21 protein-coding genes and 1 tRNA gene are annotated in these 22,155 nt (G+C 71.8%); 3 read left to right on the plus strand and 19 right to left on the minus strand.

Annotation, left to right across the window (positions count from 1 at the left end):
- Positions 1 to 2 precede the first annotated feature (2 nt).
- The 15 genes from IO33_RS0122045 to IO33_RS0122115 all read right to left on the minus strand — a co-directional run bounded on the left by IO33_RS0122045 (position 3) and on the right by IO33_RS0122115 (position 16,155).
- Positions 3 to 719 (minus strand): phage baseplate assembly protein V, encoded by a 717-nt coding sequence (locus IO33_RS0122045; RefSeq protein WP_209438896.1) that lies wholly within the window; start codon positions 717 to 719, stop codon positions 3 to 5.
- Complete coding sequence (locus IO33_RS0122050) at positions 716 to 1,819, minus strand: phage late control D family protein (RefSeq protein ID WP_031167652.1); 1,104 nt, start codon at positions 1,817 to 1,819, stop codon at positions 716 to 718. The genes IO33_RS0122045 and IO33_RS0122050 overlap by 4 nt, the downstream gene beginning before the upstream one ends.
- Positions 1,816 to 2,121 (minus strand): hypothetical protein, encoded by a 306-nt coding sequence (locus tag IO33_RS0122055; RefSeq protein ID WP_051926898.1) that lies wholly within the window; start codon positions 2,119 to 2,121, stop codon positions 1,816 to 1,818. Before IO33_RS0122055 ends, IO33_RS0122050 begins: the two co-directional genes overlap by 4 nt.
- A gap of 17 nt (positions 2,122 to 2,138) precedes the next feature.
- The gene (locus tag IO33_RS0122060) at positions 2,139 to 2,807 is read right to left on the minus strand and encodes a hypothetical protein (RefSeq protein ID WP_031167654.1); all 669 of its coding nucleotides are present in this window, start codon (positions 2,805 to 2,807) and stop codon (positions 2,139 to 2,141) included.
- Positions 2,808 to 5,987, minus strand: coding sequence for an eCIS core domain-containing protein (locus IO33_RS51740; protein ID WP_031167657.1), 3,180 nt, complete (start codon positions 5,985 to 5,987; stop codon positions 2,808 to 2,810).
- Positions 5,984 to 6,232: a hypothetical protein gene (locus IO33_RS0122070; protein ID WP_031167659.1), complete on the minus strand. Its 249-nt coding sequence runs from the start codon at positions 6,230 to 6,232 to the stop codon at positions 5,984 to 5,986. The genes IO33_RS51740 and IO33_RS0122070 overlap by 4 nt, the downstream gene beginning before the upstream one ends.
- Positions 6,232 to 8,178 (minus strand): ATP-binding protein, encoded by a 1,947-nt coding sequence (locus tag IO33_RS0122075; protein WP_051926899.1) that lies wholly within the window; start codon positions 8,176 to 8,178, stop codon positions 6,232 to 6,234. The genes IO33_RS0122070 and IO33_RS0122075 overlap by 1 nt, the downstream gene beginning before the upstream one ends.
- Positions 8,179 to 8,183: 5 nt before the next feature.
- A complete protein-coding gene (locus IO33_RS44395; RefSeq protein WP_037685789.1) occupies positions 8,184 to 9,425 on the minus strand; it encodes a Pvc16 family protein in 1,242 nt (413 codons plus the stop codon).
- A gap of 844 nt (positions 9,426 to 10,269) precedes the next feature.
- Entirely contained in the window at positions 10,270 to 11,043 is a 774-nt protein-coding gene (locus IO33_RS46000) for a hypothetical protein (RefSeq protein ID WP_051926900.1), read from the minus strand.
- Positions 11,040 to 11,558, minus strand: a complete 519-nt coding sequence (locus tag IO33_RS0122090; RefSeq protein ID WP_031167665.1) for a phage tail protein — start codon at positions 11,556 to 11,558, stop codon at positions 11,040 to 11,042. Before IO33_RS0122090 ends, IO33_RS46000 begins: the two co-directional genes overlap by 4 nt.
- Positions 11,559 to 11,589: 31 nt before the next feature.
- On the minus strand, positions 11,590 to 13,509 hold the full coding sequence (locus IO33_RS0122095) for a phage tail sheath C-terminal domain-containing protein (protein ID WP_031167668.1): 1,920 nt from the start codon (positions 13,507 to 13,509) through the stop codon (positions 11,590 to 11,592).
- A 159-nt stretch (positions 13,510 to 13,668) separates the two neighbouring features.
- A complete protein-coding gene (locus tag IO33_RS0122100) occupies positions 13,669 to 14,361 on the minus strand; it encodes a COG4705 family protein (protein ID WP_037685791.1) in 693 nt (230 codons plus the stop codon).
- A 15-nt stretch (positions 14,362 to 14,376) separates the two neighbouring features.
- Positions 14,377 to 14,502: a mycothiol transferase gene (locus IO33_RS47610; RefSeq protein ID WP_078963841.1), complete on the minus strand. Its 126-nt coding sequence runs from the start codon at positions 14,500 to 14,502 to the stop codon at positions 14,377 to 14,379.
- Between the two features lie 151 nt (positions 14,503 to 14,653).
- Positions 14,654 to 14,727 (minus strand) — tRNA-Pro (locus tag IO33_RS0122110).
- Entirely contained in the window at positions 14,728 to 16,155 is a 1,428-nt protein-coding gene (locus IO33_RS0122115) for an MFS transporter (RefSeq protein ID WP_031167673.1), read from the minus strand.
- A 220-nt stretch (positions 16,156 to 16,375) separates the two neighbouring features.
- On the opposite strand from IO33_RS0122115, the gene IO33_RS0122120 reads away from it, so the two are divergent.
- A complete protein-coding gene (locus IO33_RS0122120) occupies positions 16,376 to 16,954 on the plus strand; it encodes a TetR/AcrR family transcriptional regulator (protein ID WP_031167674.1) in 579 nt (192 codons plus the stop codon).
- Between the two features lie 31 nt (positions 16,955 to 16,985).
- Here the strand turns inward: IO33_RS0122120 and IO33_RS0122125 are convergent, their stop codons facing one another.
- A complete protein-coding gene (locus IO33_RS0122125) occupies positions 16,986 to 17,501 on the minus strand; it encodes a hypothetical protein (RefSeq protein ID WP_031167676.1) in 516 nt (171 codons plus the stop codon).
- A 128-nt stretch (positions 17,502 to 17,629) separates the two neighbouring features.
- Here IO33_RS0122125 and IO33_RS0122130 point away from each other — a divergent pair, with 128 nt between their 5' ends.
- Positions 17,630 to 17,974 (plus strand): cupin domain-containing protein, encoded by a 345-nt coding sequence (locus IO33_RS0122130; RefSeq protein WP_031167679.1) that lies wholly within the window; start codon positions 17,630 to 17,632, stop codon positions 17,972 to 17,974.
- Between the two features lie 79 nt (positions 17,975 to 18,053).
- On the opposite strand, the gene IO33_RS0122135 is transcribed toward IO33_RS0122130, so the two are convergent.
- Positions 18,054 to 19,085 (minus strand): LacI family DNA-binding transcriptional regulator, encoded by a 1,032-nt coding sequence (locus IO33_RS0122135; protein WP_031167682.1) that lies wholly within the window; start codon positions 19,083 to 19,085, stop codon positions 18,054 to 18,056.
- Positions 19,086 to 19,233: 148 nt separating this feature from the next.
- Between IO33_RS0122135 and IO33_RS0122140 the strand changes: the two genes are divergently transcribed.
- Positions 19,234 to 20,391 carry a Gfo/Idh/MocA family protein gene (locus IO33_RS0122140; protein WP_031167684.1) on the plus strand — a complete coding sequence of 386 codons (1,158 nt, stop codon included), beginning with the start codon at positions 19,234 to 19,236 and terminating at the stop codon, positions 20,389 to 20,391.
- A 30-nt stretch (positions 20,392 to 20,421) separates the two neighbouring features.
- Here the strand turns inward: IO33_RS0122140 and IO33_RS46005 are convergent, their stop codons facing one another.
- Both IO33_RS46005 and IO33_RS0122150 read right to left on the minus strand, forming a co-directional pair.
- The gene (locus tag IO33_RS46005; RefSeq protein ID WP_031167686.1) at positions 20,422 to 21,090 is read right to left on the minus strand and encodes a poly-gamma-glutamate hydrolase family protein; all 669 of its coding nucleotides are present in this window, start codon (positions 21,088 to 21,090) and stop codon (positions 20,422 to 20,424) included.
- Positions 21,091 to 21,100: 10 nt separating this feature from the next.
- A complete protein-coding gene (locus IO33_RS0122150; RefSeq protein ID WP_031167688.1) occupies positions 21,101 to 22,132 on the minus strand; it encodes a LacI family DNA-binding transcriptional regulator in 1,032 nt (343 codons plus the stop codon).
- Positions 22,133 to 22,155: the final 23 nt, after the last annotated feature.

Here is a 22,155-nt window from a genome sequence, read left to right on the forward strand (position 1 = left end):
CCTCACTCCACGAGGTTCTTGGTGCTGAGCATGCTGGCTGGTGGCGGGGTGAACGGGGCCACCGGCGGGGCTGGGGTCACCGGCAGCGCTCCCGCGGCGAGCTGGCCGGGGTGGATGTGCGTGTTGAAGAGCGTGGTGAGCTGAGTGAGGTAGCTCAGCAGCTGGGTGCCGAGCACCGCCGGTTCGGTGGCCTGCTGCCCGTGGGCGATCACCGGTGCTTCGAGGGTCACCTGGGTGAGCGCCTTCAGGGTGACCTGGCCGGACTGTGCCTTGATCTCCAGCAGGTTCTGGCCGGTCAGGTCACTGACCGTCAGGGTGTGGCCATCGTCGTCCAGGGCCACGGTCAGGCCGGTCTCGCTGGTCAGCTCGCGGCGGGCCGGACTCGGCAACGGCGAGGTCGGTTCGCCCGGGGCCTCCAGAGGACCCCACCAACCGCCGGACCAGATCGGGCGGGAGGGATCGCCGGCCTCGAACTCGACCCAGGCCGGGGCACCGACCGGCGGGATGGTGTACAAGCCCGAGCGCTGCCCCGCGTACGGCGTGCAGGGCAGCGCCCAGCCGGTCTCCACATCGCCGAGGACCTCGGGCACCTTCGCCTTGACCCGGCCGGACTTGAGCGGGTCATCGACGCTGGTGATCGTTCCCCGGTACTTGCCGTAGTAGCCGTCGGTCCTCGCCCCGACCGCGAGCAGCGCATGGTCCAGCATGTCCGCGGTCACCCCCCGAGTGCGCCGAGCAGCCCGTCATTGCCCACCGCGTTGCGCACCGCGGTGAACCGCTGGGTGTAGCCCCCGGCTGGGCTGATCCGGTGCACGACTCTGCGGACCAGCCAGGAACCGCTGTACGCCTCGCCCGCACCGCCGAGCCGGATGACGTCGCCGGGCCGCAGCGGCCCGACGGAGGCGTCCACGGTGCCTTCGGCGGTGATCGCCAGGGCCGATCGGTCGACCACGGCCTGTGCTGCCGTGCGTAGGTCGCCCGCGTTGGTGAGCCCGGTGCCGGTCAGTCTCGTCACCGGGGCCGGGCTGATCCGGGACAGCACGCTGGTCCGGCCGATGGTCGAACCGGCCTCGTCGACGGTGGCGGACTGGGTGGCGTGCCGGAAGTCCAGCGCGTCTGCCGTGGCGGTGGTGGGCCGCAGCATGTCCTGGCTGATCCGCAGGTCGGTGACACTACTTGAGTCGCCGGCCCGGACGGCGAGCGTGGCGACGGGGTCGCCGTCGGCGGACACCTGGTGGAAGTGTCCGATCTCCAGACCGGTGTTGGGCTGAGGCAGGGTGTACACCTCGAAGCCGTTGCGTCGGGCCAGGTGGCGCAGGAAGCGGATGTCGCTGCCGCGCTGGATCGTCGTACCCTCCGGTTCGATCAGCACCGGTCCGGTCGGTGTCACCTGGGGAATGAGCCGGTGGGAGGCGAAGATCTGGGTGGCGATGAGGAAGTCGGGAAGATTGGGCCAGGCCTTGGTGTGGTCCTGGAGGTTCATCAGGGCGGTGGCGTCCACGCCGCCGATCTCCATGGAGGAGCCGCCGGTGGTCTCGCTGTAGATCACGGACCGGGTCGCCACGTAGCCGGTGAACAGGAAGGTGGGCAGCGGGCCGGTGCCGATCACGGCGCCGATCCGGACGCTCTGGCCAGGGGTGAACCGGTCCGGTTCGGTCAGTGGCCAGTCCCCGCTCGGGCCCAGCCCCGTGCCGAGCCGGAGCCGGAAGGTGCCGGAGGTGTCGAGAGTGGTCTCGATGACGAGCTCCTGAAGGGAGTTGACCACTTCGGCGGGCCCGGGGCGGTTGTCGAGCAGCAGGACGACGGTGGTCGCGGTCACGGCAGCACCTCCGCCGAGACCGGTTGGGGAAGGTCGATCCGGCTTCCCGGGCCGTCCAGCATTGCCGCCGGTCCGTCAGCGGCGGTGGCCGGATTGGCGTCCGCGATGTGCCACCAGGCACCCGCGTCGCCGTAGGCCCGGGCTGCCAGCATGTCGAGCCGGTCGTGCGCCCGGACCAGGTAGCCGGTGGTGGGGCCGGTGGCAGGCGGGATGCGCAGGTTGACCCACGGCCGGGCCCGGCCCTGGTCGTCGACGTACGTGGCGACCGGGACGTCCCGGTAACGGCTGCTCGGGTCGAACATGCATGGCCTCACGGTGCTCAGAGGGGCAGGACGGACGGGGCGTGTGCGGCTGACTGGGCCGTGTTGACGGCCGCGAGCGCCTCGCGGGCCACGGCGTGCACGGTGACGAGCGCCTTGACGGCCGACGGTGCCTGGTCGAGCTCGTTCTTCGTCAGGGTGGTCAGCTGGAGGTCGGCGCGGGCGCTGATCGGGTTCAGGCGGGCGTCGAAGGCCTGCTCGGTCACGGTCAGCCCGGCGACCCTGACGGGCAGCACCCGTCCGATGCCCCAGACGAACACCGTCCACGGCACGGTGGCCGGCTTGATGGTGCTGAGACCGATCTTCGACAGTTGGTCGGTCAGCGCGGTCATCACGGTGGACGGGTGGATCAGCTGCTCGATCGCCGAGATCACCGGCAGTAGACCGCTCACCACGGTGACGGGGTTGGCCGACGGCTGTTCCAGCTGGTCGGTCGCGTCCAGGTCGAGCGTGACGGTCAGGTTCTCGACGGGTGTGTTCACCGGGGTGGTCGGTTCGCCGGCGCCGGGCGCAGCCTTGCCACCGGTGGCCTGGCCGAGATCGAAGCGACGGGTGAGAGTGTCGGGGTTGAGTGGGAACACGATCAGCTGGGTGGGCACCGGGACGCTCAGTCCGAACGCCAGAATCGCGCCCTTGGTGACCCGCGGCCGCCCGGGGAACTCGGTCATCTACAGCCCCAATCCCGCGCGGATCTGGGCGCCGATCCGGCCGGCCAGCGCGCGTACGTCGATGTCGGGCACGATCCACTGGATGTCCTTGGCCTCGGGCAGCCGCAGCGGCTGGTCCGACTGGTAGTGGAAGGGCGCGACCATTCCGAACTCCAGCCCCGTGGCGTACGAGTAGGCCGCCAGCCGGTAGGGCCAGCGCTTCTCGCCCAACAGCACCGCCTGGGCGACGATGTCCGCGTCGATGGCCAGCGTGAGCACCGGCTGCACCCGGATGGCCGCCGACGTGTCGAAGGTCAGCACATGCCTGGCGTACGTCAGCTTTGCACCGGCCTCCAGGCCGCCTTTCAGCACGACCCCACCGGTGACGGTGATGCCGGCGGTCACGCTCCCGACCGCGACCGAGAGGCCCACCCCGGCCCGCACATCGAGCTCCAGCCCCGCCTGCGCGGGCAGCACCAGCCGCGCCTCGGCCCCCACTTCGAGGTCGGAGTCCTGCTCCAGCGGGTTGAACGCGGCCGAGATCACCATGTCGCGGATCTCGCCCGGGCCGAAGCTGTACTGCGCCGCCATCCCGGCGCTGATCGTCGCCACCAGGCCGATCGACTTCGGCCCCAACGGGATGGCGAAGAGCGGGATCTCCGGCAGGTCGTAGTGGAACAGCTGGTACCGGTTGCCGCGCCGCTCCAGGAACCTGTACGGCGGGAACCGCAGCTCACCTTCCACCCGGAGCCGCTGATCCGGCGACAGAACGAGCACGGCCTTGCCGGTCAGGCCTTCCCGCACGGTGACGAGAGCCTCGCCCCGGCCGGAGATCCGGCCCTGCTCGTCCAGCACGACCTTGAGGCTGCCGTGGACCCGGCCGTGCTCCAGCGCGGCGGTGCCGTGGCCGGTGAACCTGTCGTCGCGGTAGGCGACGGTGAGATCGCCGGAGACGCCGTGGACGGCGAATGTGGTGTGCCCGGTGCCGGTGAGGTGCTCACCGTCGTAGGAGACGTGGAAGTCGAGCTCCTGGAGCCCGGGAGGGGTGAGTTTGACCAGCCCGGCGTAGACGATGCGGTCGCCCTTGCTGGAGACCTCCAAGTTCGCGACGGTGGTGCCGATCTGCAGGCCGGCGGTGCCGGACGCCTGCCACCCCACGCCGTCGAAGCCGACCCGTACGTCCGCGCTGCGCACCAGCCCGGACGGGCGTGTGCTCTTGACGTCGGCGTGACCGCGGAGTCCGGTCCCCGGCCGGTACTCGACGGTGCCCTTAGCCTCGTCGGTCCCCGGAATCCGGGCCCGTACCGCGCCTGCCGCGAACAGCCCGTCGGAGTCCACCTTGGCATCCAGCCGGCCGGTGATCCGTTGCCCCAGTGCGAAGCCGACGTGTCCCTCCGCGGAGAACGGCTCGGCGAGGTTCACACTCAGCGTGGACTCGGTGACCTCGAAGGGCGGCAGTGTGAGCTCTTCGGGCTTGGGGTTGACGGAACCCTTCAGGCCGTCGGAGTCCAGCTCGATCCCGATGTCCACTCCGCGCAGCAGCGGCACGTCGGGCTTGATGACGCCCTTGCCGACCAGCCCGCCTTCCGTGAGGTCCACATCGAGGTGACCACTGCTCAGAAAGGGGTAGGCGACCTTCATTTTTTTGTCCTGCGGGTTCAGCTTCAGTACCCCGTCGGCCCCCACGTTCAGCCGGATCGGTGCCCTCGCTTCCTCGGACTCGCCCTTCTTGGGCTTCGCGCCCTTTGCGTGTTGCAGGAGGAGCGGGATCTTGGTGCCCTTCTTGGAGTTCGCACCACGGGTGTCCACCCTCGCCGTGATGTAATCGGCTTTCTTCCCACGGTGCAGGGTGTCTAGGATCAGAACCGGAATCAACAGGCGGGCGTTGTAGTTCTGCGCGATGGGGCTGCCGTCGAGCTTGACGGGCTCGTCGGCCGGTTGCCCGGGCACCAGCAGAACGGCAGAGCTGGCCCCGGCCTTGATGGTGTAGGGCACCAGGCCTTCGGTGCCCGCCGACACCACCGGCCCGGGCCTGGTTCCTTCCTCCAGATCCTGGAGCGCGGTGAAGTGGATCTGCAGCGGCTCCGTTGCCTTGCCCCGGCGCTGCTTGTCGAGGAATTCCTCGACGTTGGTCTGCCTCTTCAGTGAGGGCAGGGAGGCCGGCCGCGGGTACTTCGACGGCTTTTGCGTGGCACCGGAGAACTTGAGTACTACATTCTCCACTCGCTCGGCTTCGGGATGCCCCTTCACGGCGTCCTGTGCAGACCGTGCGGCCCTGAAGAGGCTCTGCGCGATGGTCGCGCCACTGCTCATGTTCAGGTCCGCCTTGTGAGGGGCGAAGTTCTGCCTGTCGTTGGAGCCGCCTACCTGGAGCTCCACGATGTGGTCGAACTGGACGCCATCGGCCGTGGTCTGCTCCCTGAGCGTGGCGCCGGCGGACCCACCGGCGTCGTGCCACAACCTGGGGGCATCCTTCTCGGGCCACTGGACGCGCTGCAACCACAACCGGCTGGTGGGTTCCTCCCTCTTCTGCTTCATCGCAACACTTGGATGCTGACCTGGCACGACGCAGATGGTCGCTTCCAACTGATCTGCCTTGGCGGCCTCTTGGTAGACGTCCTCCCATGGGCCCTTCTCATAGGGAAGGATGAACTCGCCCATGTCGACGGCGATGACACCGGACGTGCCCCCCGGCTTCCACTTGACCGGCCGCTGCTCACCCGCTTTCACGTAGTCGACCGTGATCGGGTTCCAGCCGGTCTCCGCCCGTCCCAGGAACGGGGCCGTGGCGCGCTGCCAGGCCCAGGCGCGGGGCAGCGGGCGGTCCGACAGCGCCGCCGCCAGGTCGGCCTGGCGTTCCAGGGGTGCCGACGCAGCCGGCAGGCGGCCGCCCTCACCGGCAAGGAAGTTGGGCGCGTGGGCCGTCCCGCCATGCTGGACGACATGGGCCAGCTCGTGGGCGATCAGGGACCGGCCGGAGGCGGTCAGCGGGTCGTAGGAGCCGTGCGCGAACGCCACGTCATGGCCGACGGTGTACGCCTTCGCGTCCAGCGCGCGGGCCGCGGCATCCGCCTCCGGGCCGACGTGCACCCGCACGGGCGAGAAGTCGTGCCCGAAACGCGCCGAGAGCTGGTCGCGCACGCCCGCCTCGAGCGGTTGCGGGCGCCCGGTGAGGCCCGCGGCCGCGGTCGACCCGCTCATCGCCGCACCACCCGCGCCACGGTGAACGCCAGCTGTCGGCCCAGGAGTTCGCCGTCCGGCACCGACTGCCGTCCCTCGCTCTCGCGTGGCGGGCGCTCGGTGGTGACCGACGGTCCCGGCGCGGCCGGATCGGCGAGCAGGGCCGCCAGATGGCGCCGGAAGGCGGCCAGCACGGCCGGTGCGTCGGGCTCCTGGATGCCGCGCAGCACCAACTGCTCGATCGCCACCTCGATCGGCGCGGTCATCATTCCCACCCCCGGATCTCGTGTGGGGACAGCGGGCGGTCCAGCTTGTCGCACTCGATCTGCAAGGCCTCACGGACGTGCGTCATCCGCACCGGCTCTCCGGCCTCCGCGGCCAGGAACGCGGCGTGCAGGGCGAGTTGGACGATCGTGCCGCCCGCCACGGCGACCTGCGACAGCCGCGCCGGGTCGAGGCCCTCCACCGGGACGCCCGGCGGGAAGGCCCGCTCCCACAGCCGGGTCCGCTGCGCGGCATCCGGGAAGGGGAAGGTGACCACGAACCGCATCCGCCGGGTGAAGGCGGAATCGATGGCCTCCTTGACGTTGGTGGTCACGATGCAGATGCCGGAGTAGGTCTCCAAGCGCTGGAGCAGGTAGCTGACCTCCAGGTTGGCGTACCGGTCGCGGCTGTCGCGCACCTGGGTGCGGCGGCTGAACAGGGCGTCGCCCTCGTCGAACAGCAGCACCGCACCGGCCTCGGCGGCGTCGAACAGCCGGGCCAGGTTCTTCTCGGTCTCCCCGATGTACTTGCTGACCACCTGGCTCAGGTCCGCGCAGATGACATCGAGGCCGAGATCGGCGGCCACGGCCTCGGCTGCCGTGGTCTTCCCGGTGCCACTGGGGCCGGTGAACAGGGCGGTCACCGCCAGGCCGCGGCTGTGCTCGGGACAGCCCCATTCGCCGTGTACCCGGCTGCGCTGCCGTACCTGCGCCAGCAGGGCGCTCAGGGCGCGCCGGGCCGGCTCGGCGAGTACCAGGGAGTCCAGCCGGGCGATGGGACGGCGCAGTTCGGCCAGCCCGTGCAGCGGCCGGCCCGCAGCGGCGCGGCAGGCGGCTGCCACGTCCGGGTGTGCGCCGGGAACGGTGGCGAGCCGGGCCGCCCGCTCGACGCCCAGGGCGATGGCGGCCGGGGTGAGCGGGTGGCGGTCCGCCAGAGCGGCCGGATCGTCCCGCAATCCGGCCTCGGCCAGGGCGTGGGCGAACAGAGTGCGGCGCTCCGCCGGGCCGGCCGCGGGCAGGCGCAGCACCGGCAGATCGGCGCGCGGCGGCGGCTCCGTCAGGGCGAGCACGGTCGGCACGCCGTGTGCGCTGGTCCCTGCCGCCAGCCGCAGCACGGCCGCCACGGTTTCCGGTGCTCCGGCCACCGGTGCCGATTCGATCAGCAGCAGCCGGCCACCCAGTGCGGCCTCCCGCGCGAGCATCCGGCCGTACAGGTCGGCGGTGGGGGCGTCGGCCGGGATGTCGCCACCGTCGACGAGCAGGCAGGTCAGTCCATGAGAACCGGCCGCGGCCAGCACGGCCTGGCGTCTGGTCAGGTGGTCCTCGCCGACCAGGACGACCGCCCGGGCGGTCGGACCCGGCGCGGTCAGCGCGGCAAGCGCGTCGGCGACGTCCCCCTGGTTGTCCGTCAGCCGGCAGAGGTCGGCGGCCAACCGAGCCCGGCCGCACAGCCGTTCGTCCAGGGTGGTGGCTCCGACCAGGCCGTGCAGGATCCGCTCGTCCACGGTCAGCGGCAGCTGGGAGATCCCGCCGGGCCGGGCCGCCGGCGGCTGGGGAGGGAGGTCGACCAGCCGCCAGTGCCGCAGCGGCGCGTCGGGCAGCAGCGCACTCCAGTGCGCGTCGGACAGCGCGGCGAGCGCACGGGCGAAGGTCACCGGCCCGGTGGCGGACGGCAGGCCGAGATCGGGTGCGGCCGCGGCCACCAGCACGTCCCGCTCGAAGCGGGTCAGGCCGAACAGCAGCGCGATCCGGTCGAGTGCGACCGGTGATCCGGTTGCGGCCTGCACGTCCTCGGCGAGCAGCGCCGCGGCGCGTTCCGGCTGCTCGGCGTCGGCAGGGCGGGCGTCCAGGCGGACCGCGACCGCCTCGGCCTGCAGGACCAGGTGGCGCTGGTTGTCGCGGGCCCACACCGCGGCCCTGTCGTCCTTGCCCACCACACGATCGGCCATTGCCGTCACAGCGTCACCTCCAGCAGCCTGTACCGGCCCTGGCTGTCGAGCGGTGGCATGCTGCGAACGCCGTCGACCTCCAGCGTGACCCGGTAGGTGCCGCGAGGGGCGTCGGCCACCGGTGCACTGACGGCCGCTGAGGGCAGGGCGCCTGCCGGGGGCGATGCGTCGAGTGCGAGTGCCACGACGGTGCCCGGCGCCACACTGTCGAGCAGCAGGCGCACCCGCTGCGGGGCGGCGACCGCCGGGACGACGGCGGCGCTGATCGTGCCGTGGTAGTCACCCGGCCCGGGGCTGGGAGCCGCGGTGACCGACGACAGAGTCGGTACGACCGTGAACGCCACCGGATCGCTCGCCGCCGCCGGACTGGTGGAGGACAGAGCCGGGTCGAGAGGCGGAGTCACTCGCTGGACCTGCACGCTGTGCGCGCCGGCCTTGAGACCGGTCAGCGGGATCGTCAGGTGTCCGGGGTCGACCACGGTCACGGTAGCGACCGGGGTGCCGTTCAGCACCACCCGCAATGTCTCGCCGGGCAGCGGGGCGAGCGCGCCGCCGTACAACTGTAGGAGCGGCATCGGGTCGGTCGCCCGGACCGGGGCACCGATGCCTTCCGGACCTGCCACCGCGTCCAGCCGCGGAGCGGCCAGCGAACGGGCACCGGACGCGACCTGCCGTACCGGGAGCACGGTGCCCGGCACTTCCGACGACTCGACCAGTACCGGACCCGCGGCGGCAGCGAGGGTGACCGTGAACGAGCCGGGCTGGTACAGCGCCCACAGCCGGCTCACCTCGTCCAGAGTCAGCGACTCCGGAATGATCCGGACCCGTTCGACGGCCTGGCCCAGGTCGCTGCCCACCAGGTCCTGGTGGCCGTTGACCACCGTCGTGATCAGCTCGGCGGTGAGTTCGGGCACCGCATGCAGAGTGGCCGCGCACAGCGCGAGCAACTGCTCGGACTGGTAGGTGGTCGTACCGCGGAAGGTGAAGAGATAGTGCAGTTCAAGGGCGGCCCGGGGCTTGCTGCGCAGGACGCCGGTGGACGTACGGGTCGGCAGGTCGGCGAACGACAGTGCCTCGTTTCGGGTGATCCGGTACAGGTGGACGCCGACCCGAGGGGCGTGTCCGTCGTCGTCCAACGGGCCCGGCGCCACCAGCGGACGTGGCGCGATGCCGGCCGCGTCCACGCGGCTCTGGAGCAGGGTGGTGATCGCGGCGGTGACCGTGGGCACGGCCAGCGCATTGCTCATCCGGCCCACTCCCCGGCGAGGTGGCGGCGGTAAGCGGCGAGCAGATCGGGATGTGCGGCCGGCGTCGGCTGTGCAGGTCTGGCCGTGGCGGGCGCGGCTGGTGGCGCGGGCGGCGGTACCACCAGTTCGACCCGGCCGATCCGGACCACCACGGGCGGGGGAGCAGGCGATTCGGCCGCCCGGGCTCGGCGGGCTGCGCGGGCCGAGGTCAGCGCCGGCGGGAGCGGACGGTCGGCAGGCGTCGTCGCGCTCGGGATCGGCCGGGGACGCAGTACGACACATGGCTGCTTGGAGGGCGCGGGCGGGGTGCCCCCGCGGGCGGGTGCGGTGGCCCGTGGCTCGGGACGGGCTGGTGGCACGGGTGGCGGCGCCGGGCGCAGTGGGAGCTCGGGGGCGATGGGCAGGGCCTGCTGCATCCGGGGCGGAGCGGGGTCGGGTCGTACCGGGCGGGGATCGGTGGGTCCAGGCGTGTCCTGGGGTGGTGCGGGTGCCGTGCGCGGCCGCCGGTCGTGGGCGGCGGTCCGGGGAGTGGCCGTCGGGCGAGGGGCAGGCGGGTCCGAGGCTGCCGCCCCGGCCGGTCGCGGTGCCTCGGTAACCTGGTGTTCGACGGCGGGTACCACGGTGATCCGGGGCGGTGTCTGCGGTTCGGCAGGGAGGACTGAAGGCCTGTCGGCATGCCGGTCGATCGGCATGGGCACGCCCGGCGGCTCCGCGACGGTGGAAACGGCCGCCCGGGCCGCGAACCGCGCGAGGTGCCAGTCGGTGGGCGGACGGGGTGTTCCCGCGCGGTCGGTGGTGCGGAGCGCGCGTGCCGCGAGCCGGTGCAGGTAGCCGCCGGAGCCGCTCACACCCCACCGTCCGCGATCAGAGTGAGGTACTCGGCCCGTCGGGGCGCGGGCAGCGCGAGGACGTCTGACTCGGTCCAGCCGTAGGCCAGTGCCAGTGTGTGGACGTCCTCCAGGAGTTCATGGGGCGTGGCGAGCCGGGCGGCCAGCTCGGCGGCCGGGTCGAGAAGGCCGGGCACCGCCGCCGTACAACTGGCACAGTGCAGCAGCAGCTCGATGTCCGCGAGCGGGTCGGCCGCGGCCATGGACGCCTCGACGGCCGTGAGAGCCTCCTCGCCCAGGGTGCGCCATCCGTCGACGCAGCGATCCAGCAGCAGGTGACGGCCCTGGCCGGCGTCGGCGATCGCGACAACCGCCTCCAGGTCGGCGCCGGTCGGAAGCCGGTAACCGATCTGGCCGTCCGCTCGGGCACCTGGTTCGCCTGCGTCCCGGATCAACTCCTGGACATCGACGGCGGCATCCAGCTGCTCACCGCAGGATGGGCATGCGACCATCCATTCGATGGGTGCGCCGTACGTCACCGCGACCACCGCGAGCAGCAGCGCGTTGCGGTCGCCGATGCAGAGTGCCCGGAGCCTGTCCACGCTCGGAAGCGATCCGCCGACTTCCTCGACAGCTGCCGACAGCACCCGGGTGACCCACTGTTCGTCGACGTGCAGGTCCGGTGCCCCCAGCGCTGCCTCGTCGGCGCCGGTGAGCACCCGTACCACCGCGGTGTCCGGCTCATGACGCAGCGGCACTTGCTCGACCTTCCTGGCGATGCCGTACCTCATGGCGTGTACGAGACCTCCTTGGGTTCCGCCACCGCCGGGTCGCGTTCCCACCCCTCGTTCTCCAGCTTGAGATGGGCGATTGCCACGGCGTTCGCATTGGCGTCCAAGTCGGGCAGCGACTGGTACTCGCTCACCCAGCACCGGAACACGTTGTAGGCGATGACGAGCTGCCCGGCCTCGTTGTAGAGCTCGATCACGATGTCCTTGCGGAAGTCCGCGAGGCTGACCTCGGCACCGAAGGCCGCGCCGTGCTGCCAGACCTTGGCCGCCCAGTTCTCGAATTCGAGATCATGGGTGACGCCGCGTTCCAGCGTGATCGCCTCGTACTTGGTCCGGCCGGGTGAGCGGCGCGCACTGGACGGGTCGCCGCCCTCGCGGTGCTCAACCACCTCGGTGGTCCGTTTCAGGGAGCTGACCTTGCTGACTCCGGCGACGTAGCGGCCGTCCCACTTCACCCGGAACTTGAAGTTCTTGTACGGGTCGAACCGGTTGGTGTTGACTGCGAACTGGGCCATGGATGGCGCCCCTTCGAACTCTGGATCTGGCTCAACTCTGCGTTTGGCCGGCCAGCTGCTGGATGCGCAGGACCACGAACTCGGCTGGCCTCAGTGGCGCGAAGCCCACCAGGACGTTGACCACGCCCAGCGCCTGGTCATCCGGCGTGGTGGTGGTCGCGTCGCACCGCACCAGGTACGCCTCTTTGGGAGTGCGCCCGGCGAAGGCCCCCTGGCGGAACAGGCCGTGGAGGAACGAGCCGATATTCAGCCGGATCTGGGACCACAACGGCTCGTCGTTGGGTTCGAAGACCACCCACTTCAGCCCCCTGAGCAGGCTCGACTCCAGGAAGTTCGCCATCCGCCGGACCGGGACGTACCGATAGTCCGAAGGCGTGGCATCGCCGCCTGCCAGCGTGCGCGCACCCCAGGCCACTTGGCCGTACGCGGGGAAGGTCCGAAGGCAGTTGACTGCGATGGGGTTGAGCACGCCGTTCTCGGGGTCGGTCAGGTCGTAGTCGAGCTGGCGCACGCCGAGCAGGGTCGCCTCGGTACCGGCCGGTGCCTTCCAGACTCCACGGGCCGCGTCGATCCGCGCCATCAGGCCTGCGATCGTGCCACACGGTCCGATCGAGCGGGGCAGGTAGTTGCTGGTCGGATCGGAGATGGTCAGGCGAGGGTAGTAGAGGGCGCTGTACTCGTCCCGGACGTAGTTGTGGCTCTGCAGCCAGGACCGCAGCGCGGCCGGGGTGTCCACGGTGTCCGGCGGGTCGAGGAGCAGGATCGCCTGCTTGGCCCGGCAGTAGGCGATGGCGTTGCCGACGATGTTGTCGTACCCAGTATCGCCGGACAGCCCGTCGCGGTCGCCGGACTGCTGGTTGGCGATGCTGGGCAGGCAGAGGAGCGTGAAATCGGTGTTCTCCAGGGCGTGCATGCCGCTGCCGCCACCGGTCGCACCGCCCACGAGATCCGCGGCGGAGGGGTGCGCGCCGTCGCTGCCGGAGGTCAGGGGGAGGGAGCTGTCCGCCTGGGCGGCGCGACGGTTGGAGTCGAGCAACAGCTGTTCAGCGATGGTGCTGCTACCGGTGTTCGCGATCGTCACGAGTGCGCTGTCGGCCACTCCGGCGAGCACCTGCAGGGCGTTGTGTCCGGGCAGGACGTGCACGATGGCCTGGGCCCACACGGGGTCCGCGCCCTTGGCGGTACGGATCGCGGACTGGAGGTCGGCCGCCAATTCCTCCAGCGAACCGGTCGTCTTGGGAAGCGCCACTGTCTTGGTGACCGTACCCACGGTGATGTCGAGATGCGGCGTGTCGGTCTCCGCCAGGTTCGGGACGTTCGGGCCGGAGAGCAGTCCGGTGACGGCGGGTTGCACGGGAGCCCCAGCCGGAATATCCTTGATCCGTACCAGAGTGGACGCCGAATTGACCACGTTCGGAAGGTAGTTGGGATCGCCTGGGGCGCTGACGGTGAGCCCGCGGAAGACCTCCTGCTGGACGACGGCCACGCTGTGGCCGTCACTGCCGACCAGGCTGATCACAAGGTCGAACCGCTCGACGCCCTGCGCGTCCGGATCGGGCCCGATCACCTGGACGCGCAGGCTGTTCCCCCACTCACCCTCGCTGAGCGCGGCCACCCTGAACGCGGTGGCTCCGCCCGTGCCGGTGACATCGACCCACGCCTTTGCGGGCGAGGCCGTGGACGAGGTTCCGGCGACCCGTACCACCCACGCCCGAGCCCCGCCGTTCAGGAAGTACTGCGCCAACGCGAATGACGCATCGCTGTCCCGGTGCAGTCCGCCGAACTGGCGTTCCACGTCCGCGAACGACAGGACCTCTACGGCCTGGTTCATCGGGCCGCGCGGGAACCACCCGACGAAGGCCGCGATCGCGGTGGGCACACCGGTGATCGGATGGACGCCGCTGGGCACCTCCTCGACGTACACGCCCGGATACGTGGGTGCGACGGGCATGACTGCTCCTCTCCTCCTGGGATTGGACGCAGTATCCCGACAGGCCGTCACCTCACCGTCTACCGAGCCGTCACGGCGGCGTCACAGGATTCACCCATCGCGGTGGATCCGGACGCACTCCTTCCGTACCGCCGGACTCGTGGCCCTGCTGCTGAGGGTTCAGACCGCGGATTCGGTGTCGCGCCGGGTGAGCGCCAGGAAGGCCACGAAGCCGACGATCGCCACCGTCCAGGCCAGCGTCACCGGGCCCAGGCCCCATCCCAGGCCGTCCGCCTTGCTGACGGCCATCCAATCGGCGAGGGAGGCACCGAGCGGGCGGGTGATGACGTAGGCCGTCCAGAACGCGGTCACCGCGCCCAGCAGGCTGGCGCGATGGGTGACGGCCGGGAGGCAGATCGCCACGGCGAACAGGACGGCCGAGCCCAGGTAGCCGAGGCCGATCGTCGCGGTGAGGTCACCCGCGGCGGCGCCCAGGGCGAAGGGGGCGAGGACGGCCGCCCGGTAGAAGAACTCGCGGCGCCGGGTGCGGATGGAGTGGATGGACAGGGTGCGCTCGGACCTGTACCAGAGGGCGAAGACGGCGGCCAGGGCGATCATGAACAGCGGGGTGGACAGGGTGTACGGGACACCGAGACCGACGTGGAGCACGTCCGCGGCCATCGTGCCGAACACGCTGACCATCACGATCGCCGTCCAGTAGATCCAGGCCACGTACCGGCGGACCGCGCACTGGAGCACGAGCGAGGCGGCGAACGCCAGACCGCCGAGGCCGACCGCCGGGATCGGGCCCAGCAGATGGGCCAGGAAGTCGGACGCGGTCTCACCCATGCCGGTGGTGAGGACCTTGATGATCCAGTCGGAAGGTGGCTACGGAAAGGCCAGGTAGTTGCGGGGATCGTGTGCCCCGTCGGTCCGTTCCCGCAGGAAGTCGGCGTGGCCGTTATGGCGGGCGCACTCCTGGATCATCAACACATCTCTCACCACGTAGGACACGACCTTAGTCCTGTCGTGGGGGCTGCAGGGCCCACCTTGACTGAGTCAAAATGGGCGTTCAAGCGGACTGGTCCCCAGCATGTCCCCGAAAATGATCAAAGGCCACTCCAGATCCTCTCTGAAATGACCTCTGACCTGCGACTTCGCAAAGTCGGGACGACAGGATTTGAACCTGCGACCCCTTGACCCCCAGTCAAGTGCGCTACCAAGCTGCGCCACGTCCCCCTACCGCACCTGGGCGGGTGCCCGTGTCGTCCCCGGCGCGGCGGGGGTCGTCGTAGGGGCGGGGCGGCGGGCCGGGACGAGGAGGGCGGCGCCGGCCGCGGCCAGGCAGAGGAGGGTGAGCAGCGCCCAGCCGTGGGTGTAGCCGGAGGCGTAGGGCAGGCCGGAGGGCTGGAGGCGGCCGGTGACCAGGACGCTGGTGAGCGCGGCGCCGATGGAGCCGCCGATGGTGCGGATGTTGGCGTTCATACCGGTCGCGGCGCCGGTCTGCTCGGGCGGGACGCTGCCGACGATGAGGTGGGCCATGGAGGCGAAGGCCAGTCCGATGCCCAGGCCGAACAGTCCGGCGACCACGGCTGTCTGCCACGGGGCGTCGTGCCAGAGGGTGAGGAACCCGCAGGCCAGCGCGCCGAGTGCGGCACCCGTGGCGAGGAGCGCCCTGGCGCCGACGCGGGGCTCCAGACGCCCCGAGAGGACACCCGAGAGGAACATCGCCAGCAGCATCGGCAGCATGAGCAGGCCGGAGGCGGTGACGCTCGCGCCGAAGCCGTAACCGGCCGCGGACGGCGTCTGTACGAAGCCCGGCAGGAAGGACCAGATCGCGTACATGCCGGCACCGAAGAGCAGGGCCGCCGCGTTGGTGGTCCACACCGCGGGCAGCCGCATCACGCGCAGGTCGATCAGCGGGGTGCGGGAGCGGGCCTCGGCCGTCAGCCACACGGCGAACAGCACGACGGCGGCGGCGAACAGGCCGAGCACCTTCGGCGAGCCCCAGCCCCACTGCCCGGCCTGGCTCAGCGGCAGCAGCAGCGCCACCAGCCAGGCGGAGAGCAGCCCGGCGCCGTACCAACTGACCTTCCCCTCGGCCCGCTTGGGCGATTCGGGGACGTAGCGCAGGGCGATCAGGACCGTCGCGGCGACGATCGCCACGGGGATCCAGAAGAGCCAGCGGTAGTCGAGCGCGGAGACGATCGGGCCGGCGGCCACCATGCCGACTCCGCCGCCCGCGGCGATCACGGCGGACAGGTTGCTGATGCTGCCGCTCACCTCGGCGGGCTGGAACTCGTCCCGGATGACGCCGAAGGACAGCGGGAACAGGGCACCGCCCACGCCCTGGACGACGCGGGCGACGATGAGGACGCCGATGTTCGGGGCGAGCGCGGCGACGAGACAGCCGGCGAGGACGGCGAGCAGGACGCCGACGAGGGTGCGCTTCTTGCCGATGAGGTCGCCGACGCGGCCGAGGATCGGGGTGAAGACCGAGGCGGACAGCAGGTAGGCCGTCATCACCCAGGTCGCGGTGGACTGGGAGGTGTGCAGGGCGTGCTGGACGGTCGGCAGGGCCGGCGCGATCAGTGACTGGAGCATGGAGAACACGCCCGCACCGGTCGCGAGGACCGTGAAGGTGAGGCGGGTGGACTTGCGGGGCATGAGGGAGCCTCTCCGAAGGGGGAGCGCTGCGGGTGGTGAGAAGAGGGAGCGCCGTGGGGTGGGCGGACGGGGCCTTGCCGCGCGGGCACGTCTGCCCAGGGCGCGGGCACCCCCGCACTGCTAAAGTGGAGGTGCCCCTCCACTCTAACGGAGGCACACCTCCGGTTCAAGGAAACCGGATGAACGCCTCCGGTTCATCGATTCCCTCCGGGAGGCACCAGTGACGGCCACCTCGTTCCCCGTCGGCGAGATCGTGGCGGCCCGCCGGCCGCACCGCAAGGACGCCGCCCGCAACTTCGACGCCCTGCTCGACGCGGCCCGGGAGGCGTTCGCGGAACACGGCGCGGACGCCTCCCTGGAGGACGTCGCCCGCCGCGCGGGCGTCGGCATCGGCACGCTGTACCGGAACTTCCCGACCCGCCGCGACCTGTTCGAGAGCGTCTACGCCGACGAGGTCGACGCGCTGTGCCGGACGGCCGTGGAGCTGGCGGACCTGGAACCGTGGGAGGCGCTGACGGCCTGGCTGGACCGGTTCGCCGGCTACATGGTCACCAAGCGCGCGGTGCGCGAGGCGCTGAACGACGAGTCGCAGATCTTCCAGACCTGCCGCGAGTCGATGTACTCGGCCGGCGGCCCGCTGCTGGAACGCGCCCAGCGGGCGGGCGTGGCCCGCACCGACATGGACTTCACCGACCTGCTGCGGATGGTCGCCGGCATCACGGCCACGGCGTTCGACGACGACGCCCAGCGCGACCGGGTTCTCGCGATCGCCCTGGACGGCGTCCGCACCGGCCGCTGACCCGCCCCGCCCTCAGGCGCACCCGCGAGCCCTACTTGATCAGCGCGTTCGCCACCACCACGATCACCCCGAGCAGCGCGTCCCCCATCCCGACGAGAACGGCCTTCGGCCACCGCCGCGCCGACCAGCGGGCGGTGATGAGGCCGAGCACGAACAGGATCACGATGTTGAGCGCGAACGCCGCGTACTCGACACCCTTCGCCGGGAACCACCCCAGGCGCGCGCCCGCGAGCAGGAAGACCGTGGGCAGCACGGCCGCGACCAGCGGCCACTCGTTGCGCAGCGCGCGCAGCCCGTCCCACCGGCTGTGCGGGGCGCGCTCGGCGATGTAGTGGGCGTAGCCGTGGGCGAGGGCGGAGGCCAGCGCGGTCACCAGGACCCAGGCGGCGTCGTAGCCGCGGACCTTCGCGGACGTGTGCCCGTACTGGGTGAGCGCCGCCACCATCGAGCTGGCGAGGACGGCGCCGTACACCCCGCCGAAGAGCACGGCCTCACGGGTGTCGTGCTGCCGGGGAGGTGCCGTGCCGACCGCCGTGGAGTCAGCCATGCCTCCCACGATCACCCGTGCCGGGTCCGTCCGCCAGTCCGTGCACCGACGAAGTGTCCTCCGACCAGCCCCGATGCCCCACACACTGTCGGCCGCGGGGCGCGGTCGGCACTGGTTAGGGTCACGGCATGACGCACAGCTTCGCGCTCCACATCCCCGACGCCGACCTCACCCCCGAGCCCCTCGACCCGGAGCAGATCGTCTCCGGGAACCCGGAGGTCACCGGGAAGGTGGTCTGGGAGTCACCGGACGGCCGGCAGATCCGCGGCATCTGGCAGATCACACCGGGCGTGGTCACCGACACGGAGGCGGACGAGCTGTTCGTGGTGATCAGCGGTTCGGCGACGATCGAGGTCGCGGACGGGCCGACGCTGAGGGTGGGACCGGGCGACATGGCGGTGCTGCGGGCGGGCGACCGTACGACGTGGACCGTGCACGAGACGCTGCGCAAGGCGTACGCCATCGACCTCTGAGTGCGCCGTCGCCCCCGGTCCGCCGCCGCCCCCCGGTCCGCCATCACCCGCAGTCCGCCGTCGGCCTCCCGCTTCGCCGTCAGTCTCCCGGTTCGCCGCAGGGCGGTGCCGTCGTCCCCCGGATCTCCAGCGTCGGCACGGCGAGGTGGACGCCGCCCTCGCCGTCCGGCCGCTCGAACCGGTCCAGCAGGCAGCGGGCGGCGCGCCGGCCGATCTCGTACGGTGCCGCGTCGACCGTGGTCAGCCACACATGCCGCAGCCGGGAGATGCTGGTGTTGTCGTAGCCGGCCACCGACAGGTCGCGCGGCACCCGCAGGCCCAGCTCCTCGGCGGCCGAGAGGGCGCCCACCGAGGCCATGTCGTTGACGGCGAACAGTGCCGTCGGCCGCTCGGGGCGGCTGAGCAGGCGTACGGTCCCCCGGTAGCCGCCCTCCTCGGTCAGATCGCCCCGCTCGACGACCGGTTCGGCGCCGTGGGCCCGCATCGCCGTCTCGAAGCCCCGCCTGCGCAGCGCGCCGACCGCGCCGTGGCCCGCGAGATGGGCGATCCGGCGGTGGCCGAGCCCGAGCAGGTGCTCGGTGGCGAGCCGGGCCCCGTGCTCGTCGTCGCCGGCGACGACGTCCACGCGCTCCGGCCGGGGCTCACGGGCGCCCGCCACCACCACCGGCATGCGCCGCGCGAGCGCGCCGAGACCGCCCGCGCCGGGGACCGTGCCGACGATCACCAGCCCGTCGACGCCGAGCTCCAGGAACGGTTCGGCGAGGTCGTGGCCCATCCGCCGGTTCAGCCGGGCGTCGGCGAGCAGCATGTGCAGACCGGCGGCGTGCAGCAGGGAGTTGAGGCCGTCGAGGAGGTCGACGAACCAGGGGTTGCGCAGGTCGTCCAGGAGGACACCGACCATGCGGGTCCCCCCGCCGGAACGAGGCAGGGCGCGCTGTTCGCTCAGGCTGCGGGCGGCCGCGTTGGGCCGGTAGCCCAGCTCGCGCGCGGCGCGCAGCACGGCCTCCCGCTTCTCCTGGCTCACCGGTCCCGAACCGCGCAGCACCAGCGAGACCAGCGACTTGGACACGGCGGCCCGTTCGGCCACGTCACGGATCGTCGGCGGTCTCATGACGTGGACCGTTCCATGCGGCGTGCCGTCCTGTCAAAGGGTTGACACCCTGGCCATGTCAGCACAAAGGTGGCCTGGACCGGGCAGGGGCCGGACATACGGACCGGCAACATGGACCGGTCCAGCGGCTGTCGTGAAGGGATCTGTCATGGTGGACGAGCTGGGTGTCGCCGTCGTCGGGTTCGGCTGGATGGGCCGGGTGCACACCCAGGCGTACGCCCGTCTCCCGCACCACTATCCGCAGTCCCCGCGCCCTCGGCTGATCACGGTCGCCGAGGAGGTGCCGGGGCGGGCCGAGGAGGCCGCCGAGCGGTTCGGCTTCGCCACCGCGACCCGCGACTGGCGCGAGGTGGCCGCCGACCCGCGGGTACGGGCCGTCAGCATCACCGCCCCGAACTTCCTGCACCGCGAGATCGGCGTGGCGATGGCGCAGGCGGGCAAGCACATCTGGATCGAGAAGCCGGTCGGGCTGACCGCCGGGGACGCCCGCGCGGTCGCCGACGCGGTCGCCAAGGCCGGCGTGCAGGGCGCGGTCGGCTTCAACTACCGCAACGCGCCCGCCGTCGAGGCCGCCCGCGACCTGATCGCCTCCGGGGAGCTCGGCACGGTGACCCACGTCCGCATCCGGCTGTTCAGCGACTACGCGGCCCATCCGGACGGCGCCCTGACCTGGCGGTACGAGCGGGCGCGCGGCGGCAGCGGGGTGCTCGGGGACCTCGCCTCGCACGGCGCCGATCTGGCCCGCTTCCTGCTCGGCGCCATCACCTCGCTCACCGCCGACACCGCGGTCTTCGTCCCGGAGCGCGCCCGGCCGACCGGCGCCACCGCAGGCCATGCCCGTGCCTCGGGCGGCGAACCCGGCCCGGTGGAGAACGAGGACTACGTGAGCTGCCTGCTGCGCTTCGCCTCCGGGGCGCGCGGGGTGCTGGAGGCCTGCCGGGTCTCGGTCGGCGAGCAGAACAACTACGGCTTCGAGGTGCACGGCACGAAGGGAGCGGTCTTCTGGGACTTCCGGCGGATGAACGAGCTGGCGGTGAGCCGGGGTTCGACGTACCAGGACCAGCCCGTGAGCACGGTGTACGTCGGCCCCGGGGCCGGTGAGTTCGCGGCGTTCCAGCCCGGGGCGGCCCATGCGATGGGGTACGACGACCTGAAGGTGATCGAGGCGTACCGGTTCGTGCGGTCCGTCGCCGAGGGCGTGCCGTACGGGGCCACCCTGGGGGACGCGGTGGCGAGTGCGGCTGTGCTGGATGCGATGACGCGCTCGGCTCAGCGGGGTTCCTGGGTGGACGTCGGGTCGGGCTGAGCGCGCGGCACGTGGCGCCGCGGTGTGCCGTCAAGGCGTCCGCGGCACCTGCGTGGTTGCTCGCGCCCACGCGGCGGCGCCCGGACGTGAGCGGAGTTCCGCGCCCCCGGGGGACGCTTTCCCGCTCAGCTCCTTCACCCCCGCGACCAGCGCCTCGACCACCTGAGGCGGCGGGGTGCCGGTGCCCCCGCCGGTGCGGGCCAGGAGCGGGAGTTCCACCTGGACGCCGCCGAGGCGCGTCAGGTTCACCGGGTTTCGGGGGTGCACCCCCCGCAGGGCGGCCGGGATCTCCGTCAGGTCGGTGACCGCCGGGAAGTGCGGGACGTGCTCGGTGAACGCCTCGGCGAGGACGTGGGCCGCGTCGCGGTTGCCGCCGCCGAGGAAGACGGCGTGCGGCGCCGCGGGTCGCATATGGCCGTGCAGGGAGACCGTGAGGGAGACCCGCTCAAGGAACTCCCGCAGCAGCGCGCAGGGGGCGGCCGCCCAGCGCGTCGACGTGATGTGCACGGGCCGCCGGACCCCTGGCTGGGTGAAGACGAGGCTGGTGGCACCGCACCGGCGGGCCACCGTCCCGGCGAGCTGGGCCGTGCCCCCTTCGTTGCTGCCGTGCAGGGCGAGCAGCCCGATGCCGGCGTCGCCCGGGACGAGGGTCGCGACCATCGGGACGCCCTCGATCTCCACCTGTTCCGTACGTGTCATCGCTCCCCCTCTAACGGTCCGCCGGCCCCGGCAGGTTGTACGGCGTGACGACCTGGATCGCCGACGGTAGCAGCGGCCCGGCGGGCGGCAGGGCGCCGTGGAAGCGCATCACCGCGTGGCAGGCCTCGCGCAGGTCGTGCCGCAGGTCGTGGTGGAGCACGGCGGACAGCCGGTGCTCGCGCAGCAGCCGGGTGTTGTCGTGGTCGAGGTCGTGGGCGATGAAGACCGCGCACGCGCGGCCGGCATCGGCGAAGGCGCGCAGGGTGGCGTTGTTGCCGCCGCCGATGGAGTACACGGCCCGGATCCCGGGGTCCCGTTCCAGGGCGGCGCGCACCAGGTCGTACTGGGTGGCGTCCAGGCCCTGGCCCTCGGCGATCTCCACCAGGGTGCGCTGCGGGTGCCGGTACCGCATGCCACTCCTGAACCCCATCTCGCGCTCCTCCTCGTTACGGAAGAAGCCGCTGCTGAGGCTGGTGAGGACATTGCCGGGGCGGTCGCCGAGCCACTGGCCCATCAGGTAGGCGGCGGTGGCCCCGGCGGCCCGGTTGTCGCTGCCGACGTAGCCGAGCCGGCCGCTGGCGGGCAGGTCGGTGACCAGGGTGACGACCGGGATGCCGGCCGCGGTGAGCCGGCCCACGGCCGCGGTGACCTCCGGGACGTCCGGGGCCTTCAGGATCACGCCCTGGGAGCCGCGCCGGGCGATCCGGTCCAGCGTGCCGACCTGCTCGGCGGCCGGGCCGGTCTCGCGGAAGTGGAAGCGGGACCGGACCACGGCCGGATGCAGGGACGGCAGTTCGGCCTCCAGGGCGGCGCGCACGGCGGTGCTGAACCGCTCGGGGGCCTGCACCACGATGTCGACCATGAAGGTACGGCCGACCAGCCGTACCTGGGTGCGCTGCCGGTCGAGGTCGGCGATGGCCCGGCGCACCTCCTGCGCGGTGCTCTCGCGCACCCCTCCCCTGCCGTTCAGCACCCGGTCCACGGTGGCCTCGCTGAGGCCCGCCTGACGCGCGATCTCCCGGATGGGGAACGGGTGGCCCATGGACCGGCTCCTTGAGGGGTTTT

This window comes from Streptomyces durhamensis (genome assembly GCF_000725475.1).
Taxonomy (GTDB): domain Bacteria; phylum Actinomycetota; class Actinomycetes; order Streptomycetales; family Streptomycetaceae; genus Streptomyces; species Streptomyces filipinensis.